Source organism: Sphingomonas kaistensis, from assembly GCF_011927725.1.
GTDB lineage: Bacteria > Pseudomonadota > Alphaproteobacteria > Sphingomonadales > Sphingomonadaceae > Sphingomicrobium > Sphingomicrobium kaistense.
This window is the reverse complement of record NZ_JAATJC010000001.1, coordinates 2043307-2058234: the sequence shown is the minus strand read 5'-3', so window position 1 is coordinate 2058234 and position 14928 is coordinate 2043307. Positions and strand designations below refer to the sequence as shown.

The following is a 14928-nucleotide window of genomic DNA, read 5'->3' as shown; positions in this document are numbered from 1 at the left end:
TTCAGAGGCCCTGCCAGCGCTGCCAGTTCTCGGGGCTGAGCCGCACGACCACGAACATTTCGTCGCCCTCGTTGCGGCTGTCGAGAACCTCGCCGCGGCTGTGCAGCCAGGCGAGCTTGCCGCCCTCACCGGCCGACAGTCGCAGGTGATGGACCGCGGCGCCCTCGCGCAGCAGATCGGCGACACGAGCCGCCAGCCGGTCCTCCCCTTCCCCGGTCAAGGCGGACAGAGTGATGACATCCTCTCGCCGGTCGGCTTCATTCTCGACCGCGGCGCGTTCTTCGCCCTCGATCAGGTCGACCTTGTTCCACACTTCGAGGCGCGGTGGACCGTCCTCCCCTTCTCCGAGCCCGAGGTCGGCGAGCACCTGTTCGACGTCGGCCTTTTGCGCGTCGCTGTCGGGATGATGGATGTCGCGGACGTGGAGGATGAGGTCGGCCGAGGCGACCTCTTCCAGCGTGGCGCGAAAGGCCGCCACCAGCTCCGTCGGGAGGTTCGAGACGAAGCCCACCGTGTCCGACAGGATCGCCTTGTCGAAGCCCGGCAGCTGGATTTCGCGCATGGTCGGGTCGAGCGTCGCGAACAGCAGGTCCTCGGCCAGTACGGTAGCGCGCGTCAGTCGGTTGAAGAGCGTCGACTTTCCGGCGTTGGTGTAGCCGACCAGTGCGATGACGGGCCACGGGGCGCGCTTGCGGCGATCACGATGCAACGCGCGGGTCCGCTTGACCTGCTCCAGTTCCTTGCGGATTCGCGCCATGCGATCACGGATCAGCCGGCGATCAGCCTCGATCTGGGTTTCGCCCGGCCCGCCAAGGAAGCCGAAGCCGCCGCGCTGGCGCTCAAGGTGGGTCCAGCTGCGCACAAGGCGCCCAGCCTGGTAATCGAGGTGAGCAAGCTCGACCTGCAGCCGGCCTTCCGCCGTTGCCGCGCGCTCACCGAAGATCTCCAGGATCAGGCCGGTGCGGTCGATCACCTTGGCCTTGGTCCCGTCCTCGAGGTTCTTCTGCTGCACTGGCGTGAGCGCGGCATCGACCACCACCACCTTCGCCTCGACCGCTTCGGCGCGCGCGGCGATCTCCTCGACCTGACCCTTGCCGAACAATGTGGCGGGGCGCGGCTGGCGGATGCGGAAGGACATGCGCTCGACGACATCGAGGCTGATCGCCTCGGCAAGGCCCGCCGCTTCGTCGAGCCGGGCCTCGGTCGTCCGCGAGTTGGTTTCGCTGGAGCGATCGGGAAGGACCACCAGCGCCCGTTCCCCGCGGCGCAGTCCATCGCCGCCGGCGCGATCGAAGCCGGTGCTCAAGGCCGCAGCTCCCGGCCAAGGTCATCACTGTCGGGATCGGCGGCCCCAAGCTGAAGCGATGTCGCGGGCTGCATCGTCGATACCGCATGCTTGTAGACCAGCTGCACCTGCTGGCCGCGACCGAGCAGCATGGAGAAACGGTTGAACGCCACGACCTCACCCTGCAGCATCACGCCGTTGACCAGGAACACCGTCATCGCTGAGCGCTCGCGAATGGCGGCAGCAAGGAACAGGTCCTGCAGGGTCGCCCTCCCCTCCTCCAGACCGTCACCGCGGAAGCTGATCAGGTCGATGTCGTCGGGCGCCTCGCTCGGCAGGATGGTCGACATGGCATGCTTGTAGATCAGCTGCGCCACGCCCTCGCGGCGCAGAAGCAGCGAAAAGGCATCGAACCACGTGATGACGCCGGTCAGCTTGACGCCCTTGACCAGGAAGATGGTCACCGGGGTCTTGGAACGGCGCAGGCTGTTGAGAAAATGATCCTGCAGACTGAGGGACTTGGACGGCATTGTTTGCTGTTCTTTTAATTATCGTTGCGAGCCTGGAGGTCTTAACGCTCCTCCTCGCCATTCTGTCCCTTGTCCCCGAGGCCCAGTGCCTTGAGCTTCCGGTGCAGCGCCGAACGCTCCATCCCGATGAAGCTGGCGGTGCGGCTGATGTTGCCCGAGAAGCGGCGGATCTGGACCCGCAGATATTCGCGCTCGAAGCTTTCGCGGGCCTCGCGCAGCGGCGAGCCCATGATCGAGAGGGTGGCCGACGACAACCCGCCCGAGCCCCCGGTGTCGAGCACCTCGGCCGGAAGCATGTCGACGTCGATCCGAGCCAGCCGGTCGCCGGGCGCCATGATCACCGTCCGTTCGATGATGTTGCGCAACTGGCGGACGTTGCCCGGCCAGTCGTGGGCCTGGAGCGCCGCAAGCGCCTCGTCCGAGAGATTGGGGGGCGGCATCCGACGCTCGGCCGCGAACCGCGCGAGGTAGTGCGCGCTCAGCTCCGGAATGTCCTCGCGCCGTTCGCGGAGCGGCGGGATGCGCACCGGAACGACGTTGAGGCGATAATAGAGATCTTCGCGGAAGCGGCCCGCGGCGATCTCCTCCGACAGGTTGCGCGAGGTGGCGGAGAGAACACGGACGTCGACCTTGACCGGGCGCTGCCCGCCGACCCGGGTGAAGCTCTGGTCGGTGAGGACGCGGAGGATCTTGCCCTGCGTGGTGAGGGGCATGTCGGCGATTTCGTCGAGAAACAGTGTCCCGCCATGCGCCTGCTCGAGGAAGCCGGGCCGGGCGACGCCATCGCTGTCCGACCCGAACAGCTCCTCTTCGACCCGGTCCGGGTCCATCCGTGCCGCTGCGACGGTGACGAAGGGCCCGCCGGCGCGGGTACTCCAATTGTGGATGGTGCGAGCGGCAATTTCCTTACCGACGCCCGCGGGCCCGGTGATCAGCACCCGGCTGCCGGTCGGCGCCACCCGCTTGAGCGTCGCCCGGACGGTATTGATGGCGATCGAAGAACCATTGAGCTGGTCGTCGCTCCCGACCCGCATCTTGAGATCGGCATTCTCGCGCCGAAGCCGGTCGGTTTCCGTCGCACGCCCGACCAGATGGAGCAGGCGGCTGGCCTCGAACGGCTTTTCGATGAAGTCGATCGCGCCTTCGCGAATGGCGGCGACCGCGGTGTCGAGATTGCCGTGGCCGCTGATCATCAGCACCGGCAGCGACGGATCGCGCCGCTTGACCTCTTCCAGCAGCTGCAACCCGTCCATCCGTGAGCCCTGCAGCCACACGTCGAGCAGGACCAGGCTCGGCCGACGGCTTTCGATCGCATCGAGCGCCTCGGTCGAATTACCTGCCGAGCGCACTGCATAGCCCTCGTCCTCCAGCACGCCGGCGACCAGTTCGCGAATGTCGGCCTCGTCGTCGACCACCAGCACTTCAAGTGCCATATCAGGCTGACTCCTCGTCTTGGGGTTGTTCGGCCGCCTCGGCGAGCAGCGCCAGGCGGGCAAGGTCAAAGGCGATGCGGACATGGGTTCCGCCGCCCGCACGATCGAGGAAGGCGATCTCGCCGCCATGTTCCTCGACAATCTTCTTGACGATGGCGAGGCCGAGGCCGGTGCCCCGGACCCGCGTCGTCATGTAAGGCTCGGTCAGCCGCTCGCGGTCCTGCGGCAATCCGATGCCGGTGTCGTTGAGGTCCATCACCAGCTGCCTGCTATCCTTGCTGAGACGCAAGGTGACACGGTCGCCCTCCAGACTATGTTCGCCGCGATTTCTTCTGCTTTCAATGGCTTCCACGGCGTTCTTTACCACATTTGTCAGCGCTTGGCCAAGTTGGCCACGGTCGCAGACCATGCGGATGTCTCCCTGCGGCGGGACCAGGGTGAAAGTGATGCCGGGGTGAGCGACCTCGTGCAGGAACAGGCTGGTGCGGGCGATGTCGTGGACATTCTCCTCGCGGAACTTGGGCTTGGGCATGCGCGCGAAATTGCTGAATTCGTCGACCATTCGGCGCAAGTCGCCGACCTGGCGGACGATGGTTTCGGTCAGGCGGCTGAACGTCTCGGGATCGCTCTGCACTTCCTTGCCGAAGCGGCGCTGGATGCGTTCGGCGGCAAGCTGGATCGGGGTCAGCGGGTTCTTGATCTCGTGCGCGATGCGCCGCGCGATGTCGGACCAGGCGGCGCGGCGCTGGTCGGCCAGCTGTTCGGTGATGTCGTCGAAGGTCAGCACCCAGCCATCGGCATAGCGAACGCGTTTTACCGCCAGCGTGCGCTGCCCGCCCTCGGCCCTGACCAGCACATCGGCCTCGCGCTGGTCGCCGCAGAGGAATTCCTCGAGCTCGTGGCTGACCTCGTGGAGCGTGCGGTCCTCGATCCCTTCGGCCCCTTGCTGCAGCAGCGCCTCGGCCGAGCGATTGGTGAGCAGGATCCGGCGGTCATCGTCGAGAGCGATGACGCCGGCCGTGACCGATCCCAGGACCGCCTCGATGAAGGCGCGGCGGGTGTCGAGCTGCGTGTTGACGGCCTTGAGCGCCCCGGTCTGCTCCTCGAGACGTCCGGTCATGCGATTGAAGGCGGCTGCCAGCACGCCCAGTTCGTCATCTTTGCGATTGACTTCGACCCGTGCGGAGAAGTCGCCTTCCTCCACGCGGCCGGCGGCTGACACGAGGCCACCAAGCGGTCGGACCAGCCGATCGGCCAGCCGCAGCGCTACGAAAATGGCGAGGCCGACGATGACCAGCGCGCCAAGAAGCAGGGCCGCGTTAAAGCGCAATTGCAGCGCGCGCGCGCGTTCCAGCGTCCGCCGATAGCCTTCCGCGGCCTGGCTCGCCTGGCGCACCGCACCAACCGCGGCGGCGTTGATCTCACGCGCGCCGTAGAGGAACACCGGTTCGTCCGGGTCGAGGCGGATCAGTCCTTCGATCCGGTCCGCCTTGCCGATCTTGATCGACACCTGCCCGGCCTTCAGCCCGCGCCCCTCGTTCGGCGTGAAACGCTGCTCAATCGGGCGATTGTCGAAATTGACCACCGCATAGGTGATCCACTCGCCGCGATCGCTCAGGGTGAAGAGAGCGGCTTCGCGCAACTGGCGATAGGCGACCTGCTGGTAGAGCACGGTCTGGAAATCGGTCGACGTCGGGCCGAAGGCGTTCAAGCCCCGCACGACGTCCACTCCCATCGCTTCCATGTCGCTGCGCAGCCGCTCCCGATGCTCGCGCTCGTAGATGGCGGCGGTGCTTTGGGCCTGCGTGAGCACGGTCTGCGCCCGGTTCGAGAACCAGAATTCGAGGCCGAACTGCAGGAGGAAGGAGGCGAAGATCGCCACCAGGACGGTCGGAACCGCGGCGATGATCGAGAATAGGGCGACTAGGCGAGTGTGAAGACGGCCGGTCCCCAGGCCCCCTTGCGCCGCACGCCGGACCGCGAGGTGGCGGGTCAGCAGCACCATCAGGAGGATGGCCGGAATGAGGTTGCCGACCAGCAGCAGCGCGATCAGCGGCGGCGACACCATCTGTGTCGGGTCGCCGGACGACAAAGCGGCATAGCTGATCGCAAGCATCGCAATCAGTGCGGCGGTCGCGACCAGTTCCATCACGCGATAGAAGCGACCGTTCGCGCGTTCCGACGCCAGCCAGCGCTTCAGGCTGGGTGGCTGATCAAGAGTGGAAGCGGCCGACCGTGCATCCATGCGGGTGCCCTAGCATGGACTTGTGGCGCAAAGAACACAGTTTGTGGCGGTCGGCGTTAACTTATTTTCGTGCCGCCCGCGGCGTTGTCTCGCTCAGGCCGCGGCCCTGCTCAACCACGGCGCGTAGAAGTCGCGCAGCATCTGGACGACCACCTTGGGATCGTCCTGCGTGTTCACCTTCTGTCGGAATTCGGCCGAGCCGTGCAGGCCCTTGGTGTACCAGCCGATATGCTTGCGGGCGAGGTTCACGCCCGTGACCGTGCCATAGAGTGACTGCATGGCGTCATATTGCTCGAGAATGATCGCCAGCTGCTCGTCGAGGCTCGGATCGGGCCGTTCGCCCCCGGCGAGGTCCGCCAATACCTGGCCGAGAAGCCAAGGACGGCCATAGGCGCCGCGGCCGATCATCACCCCGTCGGCGCCCGACTGCGCAAGCGCCTCGCGCGCGTCGGCGCGGCTGTTGATGTCGCCGTTGACGATCACCGGCAGGGTCACTGCGTCCTTAACCTTGCGGACGAACGACCAGTCGGCCGAGCCCTTGTACATCTGGTTGCGGGTGCGGCCGTGGACGGTGATCATCTGCGCGCCGAGATCCTGCGCAATGCGGGCCAGTTCGGGCGCGTTGAGGCTGTCGTGGCACCAGCCCATCCGCATCTTCACGGTTACCGGGACGCTCACCGCCTTGACGGTCGCCTCGATGATCGCGGCGGCGAGCGGCAGGTCGCGCATCAGGGCCGAGCCGGCGTCGCCGTTGACCACCTTCTTGACCGGGCAACCCATGTTGATGTCGATGATCGCCGCGCCGCGCTGCTCGTTCAGCCGCGCCGCATCGGCCATTTCCTTCGGGCTGCAGCCGGCAAGCTGGAGGCTGACCGGCTCCTCGCTCGGATCCCACAGCGCCTTCTGGAGGCTCTGGCGCGTCTCTCGGATCGCGGCCTGACTGGCGATCATCTCGCTGACCGTGAGGCCGGCGCCGAAGCGCTTGACGATCTTGCGGAACGGCAGGTCGCTGACGCCCGTCATCGGCGCCAGGATAACCGGCGCGTCGATGCGGACCGGACCGATCGAGATAGGCTTGAAACTGTCCATGGGAGCGGGCGCCTTTACAGGAGCGGCCACAAACGGGCAAGGCGCCGCTCGTGGATCAGGTTACCGCCCTCATCGTCGCCGCCGGCTCCGGCACCCGCATGGGCGGCGACACTGCCAAGCAATATCGTCCGCTCGCCGGAAAGCCGCTGCTTCGCCATGCGGTGGAAGCGCTGATTGGGCACCCGCGGATCAGCGCGGTCCGCGTCGTCATCGGCCAAGGCCAGGAGGACCTGGCCAGCGCAGCGCTTGCCGGCCTCGATGTCGGTGCGTTTGTCATCGGCGGCGCCGAGCGGGCCGACAGCGTCCGCGCCGGGCTGGAGGCGATCGGCAGGGGCGTCGTCCTCGTCCATGATGCCGCCCGCCCCTTCTGCCCGCCCGAGGTGGTCGACCGCCTGCTCGATGCGCTGGGCAAGGCCGACGGCGCGGTTCCGGTGCTTCCCGTCGCCGACACGCTGGCCAAGGGCGACAGCGAACTGCGCGGCACGGTCAACCGAACGCAGTTGCTGCGGATCCAGACCCCGCAGGCCTTCCATCTCGAGGACCTGCGCTACGCCTATGACGAGGCCGGAAGCAGTGCGCCGACCGACGAATCCACCGTCATGCAGCATGCCGGGCTCAAGGTCGCAACGGTCGCAGGCGATGAGATCCTGCATAAACTCACTTCGCCAAGAGACTGGGAACGCGCCGAAATGATGCTTGCTGCTCGCATGATCAGCCGTTCGGGCACGGGCTTCGATGTCCATGCCTTCGACGGCCCCGGTCCGCTGATCATGGGCGGCATCACCATCGACCATCCGCAGGGCCTTGCCGGGCACAGCGACGCCGACGTGGTGCTGCACGCCATTACCGACGCCCTGCTCGGCGCGGCGGCGCTGGGAGATATCGGCCAGCACTTCCCGCCTTCGGACCCGCAGTGGAAGGGCGCGGCGAGCGACCGCTTCCTGCGCCACGCCGCCGACCTGATCACTGGCAAGGGCGGGATCATCGATCACGTCGATTGCACGGTGATCTGCGAGGCGCCCAAGGTCGGCCCCCACCGCGCCGCCATCCAGGCGCGGGTCGCCGAGATCCTTGATCTCAGGCCCGAGGCGGTCAGCATCAAGGCGACCACCACCGAACAACTAGGTTTCACCGGCCGCCGCGAAGGGATAGCGTCTTCGGCGATTGCCACCATTCGCCTGCCAGCCTGAGGTTCGCCCATGGACTCGCTGCTCCCGTTCGAACTGGTCGCAAAGGCCCGAGACATCGTCGAAAAGAACCGCGCCGCCGGACGCCGGGTCGCGGTGGCCGAAAGCTGCACCGGCGGCCTCGTCAGCGCGGCCTTGACCGAGGTGCCAGGCAGTAGCGCGGTGTTCGAAGCGGGTTACGTCACCTACGCCAATGAGGCCAAGATGTCGGCGCTGGGCGTGTCGGAGGACGTTCTCAGTACCTTTGGCGCGGTCAGCGTGGCGACCGCCTGGGCGATGGCGAGGGGTGCCCTGCTCCGCTCGGGCGCCGATGTGGCGGTCGCGATCACCGGCATCGCCGGACCGGACGGCGGAAGCGCCGCCAAGCCGGTCGGGACCGTGGTCTTCGCGAGAGCCGAGCGCGGGCACGAGGACGAGGCGATCATCGCCGGCACCAAATGCTTCGACCCGGCCTCGGGCCGGAGCAACATCCGCCTTCAGGCAGCGCTGTGCGCGCTGGAGTTGCTCGAACCGTAAAGCGCGTTCGCCCGCTCCTCGAAGGCGGCGGTCATCTTGCGCAGCGCGCGGTCGAAGACCTGCCCGGCCACCGCTTCGAAGATCCGGTTGCGGAACGCGAAATCGACCGTGAAGCCGAGGTTGGTCCCGCCCTCCGCCTGCTCGAACCGCCATTCGTTATGGAGGAACTTCAGCGGCCCCTCGACATAATCGACCTCGATCCGGCCAGGCCGCTGCTTGGTCACGCGGCTGGTGAAGCGCTCGCGAAAGGCGCCAAAGCCGACGATCAGGTCCGCCACCATCTCGGTCTCGCTCGACGAGCGAACCCGCACCGCGGTGACCCACGGCAGGAATTCGTCATACCTTTTGACGTCCGCGACCAGATCGAACAGCTGGTCGGGCGTGTAGGGCAGAAACCGTTGCTCGCTGTGGCGGGGCATCGGGACTAGCGGGCAAGCCGCTCCGCGCGCGCGGCCTGCATCTTCTTGAAATCGTCGCCGGCGTGGTAGCTTGACCTAGTAAGCGGCGATGCGGCTACCAGCAGGAAGCCCTTGGCCCGCGCGATCGCGGCGTACGAATTGAACGCCTGCGGGGTGACGAATTCTTTCACCGTCGCGTGACGCGGGGTCGGCTGGAGATACTGGCCCATGGTCAGGAAATCGATGTCGGCCGAACGCATGTCGTCCATCACCTGGTGCACTTCGAGCCGCTGCTCGCCAAGGCCGACCATCACGCCCGACTTGGTGAACACCGCCGGATTGCGGCGCTTGACGCTCTCAAGCAGGCGCAGCGACGCGTAATAGCGCGCGCCGGGGCGGATCGTCGGATAGAGCCTCGGCACCGTTTCGAGATTATGGTTGTAGACGTCGGGGCCCGCATCGACGATCCGCGCGACGGCATCCTCGCTCTTGTTGCGGAAGTCGGGGGTCAGGATCTCGATCGTGGTCTTGGGCGTCTCGCTGCGCAGCGCCTCGATGACCTTGACGAACTGGCTGGCGCCGCCGTCGGGGAGGTCGTCGCGGTCGACGCTGGTCACGACGATATGCTCCAGGCCGAGCTGGGCCGCGGCGATGGCGGTATTCTGGGGCTCGAACGGGTCGACCGCGCGGGGCATGCCGGTCTTGACGTTGCAGAAGGCGCAGGCGCGGGTGCAGGTGTCGCCAAGGATCATCACCGTGGCGTGCTTCTTGGTCCAGCACTCACCGATATTGGGGCAGGCCGCCTCCTCGCACACCGTGGCGAGCTTGAGGCTGCGCATCAGGCGCCGGGTCTCGGCATAGCCTTCGCTGGTCGGGGCCTTGACCCGGATCCAGTCGGGCTTGCGGACTCGCGGGGGATTGGGGACGGGCAGATCGACAGGCGCGTTCATGGCCCGCCATGTAGCGAGGAGGGGCGGCATCTGCCACCCCTCCCCATCCCACTTAGCAGCGGGTCGTGTTGTCGTAGATCGGCTGGCCGTTGCGATCGACGTAATAGCAATAGCCGCGCGTATCGCGATAATATTGGCGACCGTTGACCACTGCGCCGATGACCGCGCCGGCAACGCCGCCGGCGACCGCGCCGCCTACCGTCGAGACACCCGGAACGACCGCACCGATGACGCCGCCGGCGACAGCGCCAACCGCAGCACCCGTCGCAGCGCGGCTCGCCGTGCTGCTGCGGTTGCCGTAATAGGGATCGTTGTAGCCGGTCGTGGCGCAAGCGCCGAGCGAAAGGCTGCCGACGAGAATGGTCGCCATCATTGCCTTCTTCATGATCTGTCTCCTGAGTTTACTGCGGACATAGCGCCCTTGACCGCCCCGAAGTTCCATCGGCACCCGATTGCCAACCCCCCGCGCCTGTTCTAGCCGCGGGAACGAACGAGGTTCGCTTGCTTTCTGCCGGTTTTTTCAAACGAGCTGCCATGTCTGAATTCCTTGCCCTCCTTCGCGGTTACGGCCGCTTCCGTTCCAACGGCTATCGCGATCAGCACCGCCGTTGGGAAACCCTCGCGGCCGGTCAGGAACCGCCGGTGATGATCATCGGATGCTGCGACAGCAGGGTCGATCCCGCGACCATCTTCGACACCGTGCCGGGCCAGGCCTTCATCCTGCGCAACGTCGCCAACCTGGTCCCGCCGTTCGAACTGGGAGGCGGCCTCCACGGCGTGTCGGCGGCGCTCGAATTCGCGGTCACCAAGCTCGAGGTGAAGCATATCGTCATCATGGGTCACGGCGCGTGCGGCGGCATCAGCGCTGCGCTTGCCGGGCACGGCGAGCCCGACCGGATCTTCATCGACAAGTGGATCGGCCTTCTCGACCGCGCCCGCGACCAGGTGCTCGAGGCAGCGCCGCAGGACCCGCAGCATGCGCTCGAGCTGGAGGGCGTGAAGGTCAGCCTCGCCAACCTGCGCACCTTCCCGTTCGTCGCCGAGCGCGAGGCGGCCGGGCAGTTGCAGCTGCACGGCTGCTGGTTCGGAATCGCAGCTGGAACGCTGTACGAGCTCGATGAGCAGGCTGGACACTTCCAACCGGTCCCGGAAGATGCCTGAGCTTATGGACCGCGATCGCAACATTGCTTTGCTGATCGACGCCGACAACGCGTCGCCCGATCACCTCGACGAAGTTTTGCTGGTGCTTGGCGAGCTGGGCGCGATCAACGTCCGCCGCGCCTATGGCAACTGGTCGAAGCCCGCGCTCAAGGGGTGGGGCCAGCTGACCACCCAGCATTCGATCCAGCCGATCCAGCAGTTCGACGTGGTCAAGGGCAAGTCGGCGACCGACATGCGGATGGTGATCGACGCGATGGACATGCTCTATCGCGGCGGCCTCGAGGGGCTGGGCATCATGTCGAGCGACAGCGATTTCCTCCCCCTCGCGCAGCGCATCCGCGAGGCCGGCATCCCGGTCTACGGGTTCGGCACCGCCAAGACCCCGATCAGCTTCCAGAACAGCTGCACCCGCTTCTTCGATGTCGCCGCGCTCGCCCAGAATGGTGAGCAGACCGACGCCGCCGCCAACGAGGCACGGGCGGCCGACGATTCGCTGCTCGAACTGCTCGGTGCCGCCTGGAAGCAGAGCAAACGTGACGGCGAAGGCTTCGCATCCCTGTCCGAGGTCGGCCAGCGGGCCAAAGCGGTGCAAAGCTTCTCGGTGCGCAACTACGGTGCGCGCTCGCTCAGCGAACTGGTTCGCGGCATGCCCGAGTTTCAGGTCAGGGAAACCGATGGCGGCGGGCTGCTCGTGCGCAGGGTTCGCTGACGCCAAGAAGGAACCCTCGCTTTCCTCCTCCGTTCCGCCAGTCGAACCATCATTGGGAGACTGTCACGTGGCCGATGCCGAGCGCGCCGAGGAACTGAAAGAGCTGTTCTGGGAGGAGCTGAAGGACAGCCCCTTCGTCATGATCGGCCTGCAGGGGGTCGAGGACAGCCGCACGCGGCCCTGGACCGCGCAGGTCAACTGGCAGGACGACAAGGAACTCAACCGAGGCGGCGACATCTACTTCTTCGGCGCCAAGTCGGAAGCGATCGTGAAGGGCCTCGGCGAGAATAACCGCGTCGTCTGCACCTTCGTGTCGAAGGGCCACAAGGTCTTCGCCCACATTCACGGCACGCTGCACCTGGTCAACGACCGTGCGCTAGTAGACAAGTTCTGGAACCCGTTCATCGCCAGCTGGTACAAGGACGGCAAGGACGATCCGGAACTCCAGTTGCTGCGCCTCGATACCTCGAAGGCCGAAATCTGGAAGGCCGAGGCGGGCGCAACCCTCGTCGCAGCGGCGCTGAAGATGCTCGGGCGGGATCCCGGCAAGGATCACGAACACGAGAACCAGGCGGAAGTGGCCCTGTAGATAGTTGCAGATCAGATACAGTTCTTCGCAGTTTCGGCTGCGAAGAACTTTGTCTGGAACCGGACATAGGATTTCCCGTTCATCCGCCACGTCCCGGACGACCGGGCGTGCATCGTTCTGAACCGTCGACGGAATCTTTGCCTTGGCTACCGACCCAACTCGTGAATCGGACCGAATCATCGGCGACCATCAGGATCCCTGCCAAGACCCGGGCGTGCTGCAGTCGAAAGCCGATCGCTGCCGGCGACTCGCCGCCGGGATTTCCGACCGGCAAGCGGCCGACGTGCTGAAGGGCATGGCCCAAAGCTACCAGGAAGCCGCAGATCGCCTTGGCGTCCCCGATCGGAACCGCTGACCGGCAGGGCTGGCGCCAGCACCGCCTCCTGGTCTAGCGCCCGTTTATGGCGCGCTCCCCTTCCCGCTCCCTCGGCAGGCGTCGATCGCGATCGTTGCCGGCGCGATTGGTGCTCGGTCTGGTCAAGCTGATCGTCGGCCTGCTGATCCTGTCCGCCCTCTGGGTGCTGCTCTATCGCTTCGTCAATCCGCCGATCACGGCCACCATGATGGCTGACGTCATGGCTGGGCGGGGGGCGGAGCGGGAATGGATGGGACTCGACGAGATCGACCGCGACATGGTGCGGGCGGCAGTCGGCGGCGAAGACAGCAAATATTGCGCCCATTCGGGCTTCGACTGGGACGCGATCACCGACGCGGCCCGGCGCAATGCCAGCGGCGGCCGCATCCGCGGCGGTTCCACCATCAGCCAGCAGACCGCCAAGAACGTCTTCCTGTGGCAAGGCGGCGGCTACGTCCGCAAGGGCATGGAGGCCTGGTTCACCTTTCTGATCGAGCAATTGTGGGGCAAGCGCCGGATCATGGAGGTGTACCTCAACGTCGCGGAGACCGGCATCGGCACCTATGGCGTCAACGCCGGCTCGCACCGCTATTTCGGTCACGATGCCAGCGCGATGACCCGTACCGAGGCAGCGCGCATGGCCGCGGTCCTGCCACTCCCCAAGGGCCGCGATGCGATCGCTCCGCGCGGTTTCACCAGGCGTTATGGCAACAGCATCGCTGGCCGGATCGGCACCGTCGCCCGCGATGGCCTCGACAATTGCGTCTACGCCGGCACCGCCGCACCGCGCGATCGCACGCCGCCGCCGAGCAAAGGTCCGGTCACCCTGCCGGGCTCGGACGTCGAGACCTCGACCCCGCCCCCTCCGCCGCCGCGCGAGGTGATCGACCAGTTGCCCGCCGCGTCGGAGACCCTGCCCGAAGCACCGCCGGAAGAGCCGGTCGGCGACGAGCTTGCTCCTGCCGAACAGCCGAGCCAAGCCGAGCCCGCGGCGGAGCCCGAACAACCCGACAACGGCCTCTAGGGAAAAAGGTGCTCGACCTCGACGTCGGGCAAGGCTTCACGGATCAGCATGCTGCGGTGACACCCTTCGGGCTGCCGCTCGAAACACAGCAATGCCGAAGGCTTCTCGCGCACCAGCTGGGCAAGCTGCGCTGCTGCCGCCATCGCCTCCGGCAGGAGAAGCTGGCCGGCGTAGATCCGCTCCATCTCCGCCGTCCGCCCCTTGCGCGCGGCCTCGCGTCCGTCGGCCGGTGTCCCAAGCGCGCGCAGGTGGACATAACCGATGCCCTCCTCTTCCAGCGCCAGTCGCAACGGGGTCTTGGAAAAGCCGGGGCGCCGCGACAGCGGAAGCGCGCGGACGTCGATCACCTGCGCCACACCCGCCCGTTTCAGCGCCGCCACGAACTCGCCCGTGGTGGTCGCCTCATAGCCGATGGTGAACACCTGAGCCGTCAGACCGGCCCCACCAGCGCAAAGCTCGGAATGGCGACATCGAACCCGCGTCCGTCGTCGTCGACCATCTGGTAACTGCCCGTCATCCGCCCGGTCGGAGTGGGAAGCGGGCATCCGGAGACGTAATCATAGGATTGCCCCGCCGCGATGCGGGGCATCTCGCCGACCACCCCTTCGCCGCGAACCTCGTGAACCGCGCCGCGACCGTCGGTGATGGTCCAGCTGCGGGCGAGCAATTGCACGCTTGCTTCGCCATGATTCTCGATGCGAATATGATAGGACCAGAACCAGCGCCCGCTCGATGGAGCGGATTGCTCGGCAAGGTAGCTGACCGCCACCCGTACCGTGACGTCACCGGTGACCGCTTCATGCGGGAAGAGGATCGCCATGCCGAGTGACTTCATCGGGTCACGCTACCACCCCCGCCGCCCTGCGCAACCGAAGTGTGAGGCGTTCACGCGCGTCCCAGGTCGAATCGCCCGGACGGTCGAGCAGGTCGCGGCGGATCCTGCGGCCGGTCACCGCAAGCCCGGTCAGCCAGTCGGACGCCGCGCGGGTGACCACTTCCTGCTCGAGGCCGAACCCAAGCTCGGCCAGAAGAAGGATTTCGTAGGCCAGCAGCGCCGGTCCCCACCCGCTGGCCGACGGTGCGGCGGCGACTGCCTCGAGCAGCCCGTCCAGCGCGTCGTAAAGCGACGGATAGGCCTGATGCTCCGGAAGCACTTGCGCCGTGAGCGCAGTCGCCCACAGGATCGCGGCGGCGGGCAGCGGCTCGGTCATCAGCGTCGCCCTGCTGCGGGTAAGCTCGACCTCGCCCTGCGGGAGTTGCGCCTCCGTGCGCGCCGATAGCCGTGCTTCCACCGCATTGCCGGCCAGCAGCACGGGCCGCATCCTGCGCCCGCGCGCGCCGCGGACATAGACCGCGACCAGCCCGTGCCGCGGTGTCAGCAGGCGAACCACCGCACCCTGTTCGCCGTGGACCCGCAGCGACAGGATGATGGCCGGCGTGGTCAGGCGCACGGCGTG

At 66.7% G+C, this 14928-nt stretch carries 18 protein-coding genes; 7 read left to right on the top strand and 11 right to left on the bottom strand.

Annotated features, from left to right (window positions below; all coding sequences use genetic code 11):
* Nucleotide 1 precedes the first annotated feature (1 nt).
* The 5 genes from hflX to dusB form a co-directional block, all read right to left on the bottom strand.
* A complete protein-coding gene (hflX, locus tag GGQ97_RS10075; RefSeq protein WP_168069241.1) occupies nt 2-1306 on the bottom strand; it encodes a GTPase HflX in 1305 nt (434 codons plus the stop codon).
* On the bottom strand, nt 1303-1815 hold the full coding sequence (gene hfq / locus GGQ97_RS10070; protein WP_168069239.1) for an RNA chaperone Hfq: 513 nt from the start codon (nt 1813-1815) through the stop codon (nt 1303-1305). The genes hflX and hfq overlap by 4 nt, the downstream gene beginning before the upstream one ends.
* A gap of 41 nt (nt 1816-1856) precedes the next feature.
* Entirely contained in the window at nt 1857-3248 is a 1392-nt protein-coding gene (gene ntrX / locus GGQ97_RS10065; protein ID WP_168069237.1) for a nitrogen assimilation response regulator NtrX, read from the bottom strand.
* Nucleotide 3249: 1 nt separating this feature from the next.
* Nucleotides 3250-5493, bottom strand: coding sequence for a sensor histidine kinase NtrY-like (locus GGQ97_RS10060; protein ID WP_168069235.1), 2244 nt, complete (start codon nt 5491-5493; stop codon nt 3250-3252).
* Nucleotides 5494-5586: 93 nt separating this feature from the next.
* Nucleotides 5587-6582, bottom strand: a complete 996-nt coding sequence (gene dusB / locus GGQ97_RS10055; protein WP_168069233.1) for a tRNA dihydrouridine synthase DusB — start codon at nt 6580-6582, stop codon at nt 5587-5589.
* A 50-nt stretch (nt 6583-6632) separates the two neighbouring features.
* Between dusB and GGQ97_RS10050 the strand changes: the two genes are divergently transcribed.
* Nucleotides 6633-7772 carry a bifunctional 2-C-methyl-D-erythritol 4-phosphate cytidylyltransferase/2-C-methyl-D-erythritol 2,4-cyclodiphosphate synthase gene (locus GGQ97_RS10050; protein ID WP_342448511.1) on the top strand — a complete coding sequence of 380 codons (1140 nt, stop codon included), beginning with the start codon at nt 6633-6635 and terminating at the stop codon, nt 7770-7772.
* Between the two features lie 9 nt (nt 7773-7781).
* Nucleotides 7782-8285: a CinA family protein gene (locus tag GGQ97_RS10045; protein WP_168069231.1), complete on the top strand. Its 504-nt coding sequence runs from the start codon at nt 7782-7784 to the stop codon at nt 8283-8285.
* Here GGQ97_RS10045 and GGQ97_RS10040 read toward each other — a convergent pair.
* From GGQ97_RS10040 to GGQ97_RS10030, 3 genes are read right to left on the bottom strand one after another with little or no spacing between them, the layout of a single operon-like run.
* Nucleotides 8246-8704 (bottom strand): type II toxin-antitoxin system RatA family toxin, encoded by a 459-nt coding sequence (locus tag GGQ97_RS10040; RefSeq protein ID WP_168069229.1) that lies wholly within the window; start codon nt 8702-8704, stop codon nt 8246-8248. The genes GGQ97_RS10045 and GGQ97_RS10040 overlap by 40 nt on opposite strands.
* Before the next feature lie 5 nt (nt 8705-8709).
* Nucleotides 8710-9633, bottom strand: coding sequence for a lipoyl synthase (gene lipA, locus GGQ97_RS10035; RefSeq protein WP_168069227.1), 924 nt, complete (start codon nt 9631-9633; stop codon nt 8710-8712).
* Nucleotides 9634-9685: 52 nt separating this feature from the next.
* Nucleotides 9686-10018 (bottom strand): hypothetical protein, encoded by a 333-nt coding sequence (locus GGQ97_RS10030; RefSeq protein WP_168069225.1) that lies wholly within the window; start codon nt 10016-10018, stop codon nt 9686-9688.
* 149 nt (nt 10019-10167) lie between these two features.
* On the opposite strand from GGQ97_RS10030, the gene GGQ97_RS10025 reads away from it, so the two are divergent.
* The 5 genes from GGQ97_RS10025 (at nt 10168) to mtgA (ending at nt 13471) form a co-directional block, all read left to right on the top strand.
* Nucleotides 10168-10794: a carbonic anhydrase gene (locus GGQ97_RS10025; protein WP_168069223.1), complete on the top strand. Its 627-nt coding sequence runs from the start codon at nt 10168-10170 to the stop codon at nt 10792-10794.
* Nucleotides 10787-11503, top strand: a complete 717-nt coding sequence (locus tag GGQ97_RS10020) for an NYN domain-containing protein (RefSeq protein ID WP_168069221.1) — start codon at nt 10787-10789, stop codon at nt 11501-11503. Before GGQ97_RS10025 ends, GGQ97_RS10020 begins: the two co-directional genes overlap by 8 nt.
* 67 nt (nt 11504-11570) lie before the next feature.
* Nucleotides 11571-12092: a pyridoxamine 5'-phosphate oxidase family protein gene (locus tag GGQ97_RS10015; protein ID WP_168069219.1), complete on the top strand. Its 522-nt coding sequence runs from the start codon at nt 11571-11573 to the stop codon at nt 12090-12092.
* 214 nt (nt 12093-12306) lie between these two features.
* On the top strand, nt 12307-12447 hold the full coding sequence (locus tag GGQ97_RS10010) for a hypothetical protein (protein WP_168069217.1): 141 nt from the start codon (nt 12307-12309) through the stop codon (nt 12445-12447).
* A gap of 109 nt (nt 12448-12556) precedes the next feature.
* Nucleotides 12557-13471 (top strand): monofunctional biosynthetic peptidoglycan transglycosylase, encoded by a 915-nt coding sequence (gene mtgA / locus GGQ97_RS10005; protein WP_425338719.1) that lies wholly within the window; start codon nt 12557-12559, stop codon nt 13469-13471.
* Here the strand turns inward: mtgA and GGQ97_RS10000 are convergent.
* Genes GGQ97_RS10000 through recO form a run of 3 tightly spaced genes read right to left on the bottom strand, consistent with a single transcriptional unit; the run spans nt 13468 to nt 14922 of the window.
* Complete coding sequence (locus GGQ97_RS10000; RefSeq protein WP_342448510.1) at nt 13468-13893, bottom strand: DUF488 domain-containing protein; 426 nt, start codon at nt 13891-13893, stop codon at nt 13468-13470. The genes mtgA and GGQ97_RS10000 overlap by 4 nt on opposite strands.
* 8 nt (nt 13894-13901) lie before the next feature.
* Entirely contained in the window at nt 13902-14291 is a 390-nt protein-coding gene (gene apaG, locus GGQ97_RS09995) for a Co2+/Mg2+ efflux protein ApaG (RefSeq protein WP_168070958.1), read from the bottom strand.
* A 19-nt stretch (nt 14292-14310) separates the two neighbouring features.
* Nucleotides 14311-14922: a recombination protein O N-terminal domain-containing protein gene (gene recO, locus GGQ97_RS09990; RefSeq protein WP_168069211.1), complete on the bottom strand. Its 612-nt coding sequence runs from the start codon at nt 14920-14922 to the stop codon at nt 14311-14313.
* Nucleotides 14923-14928 lie beyond the last annotated feature (6 nt).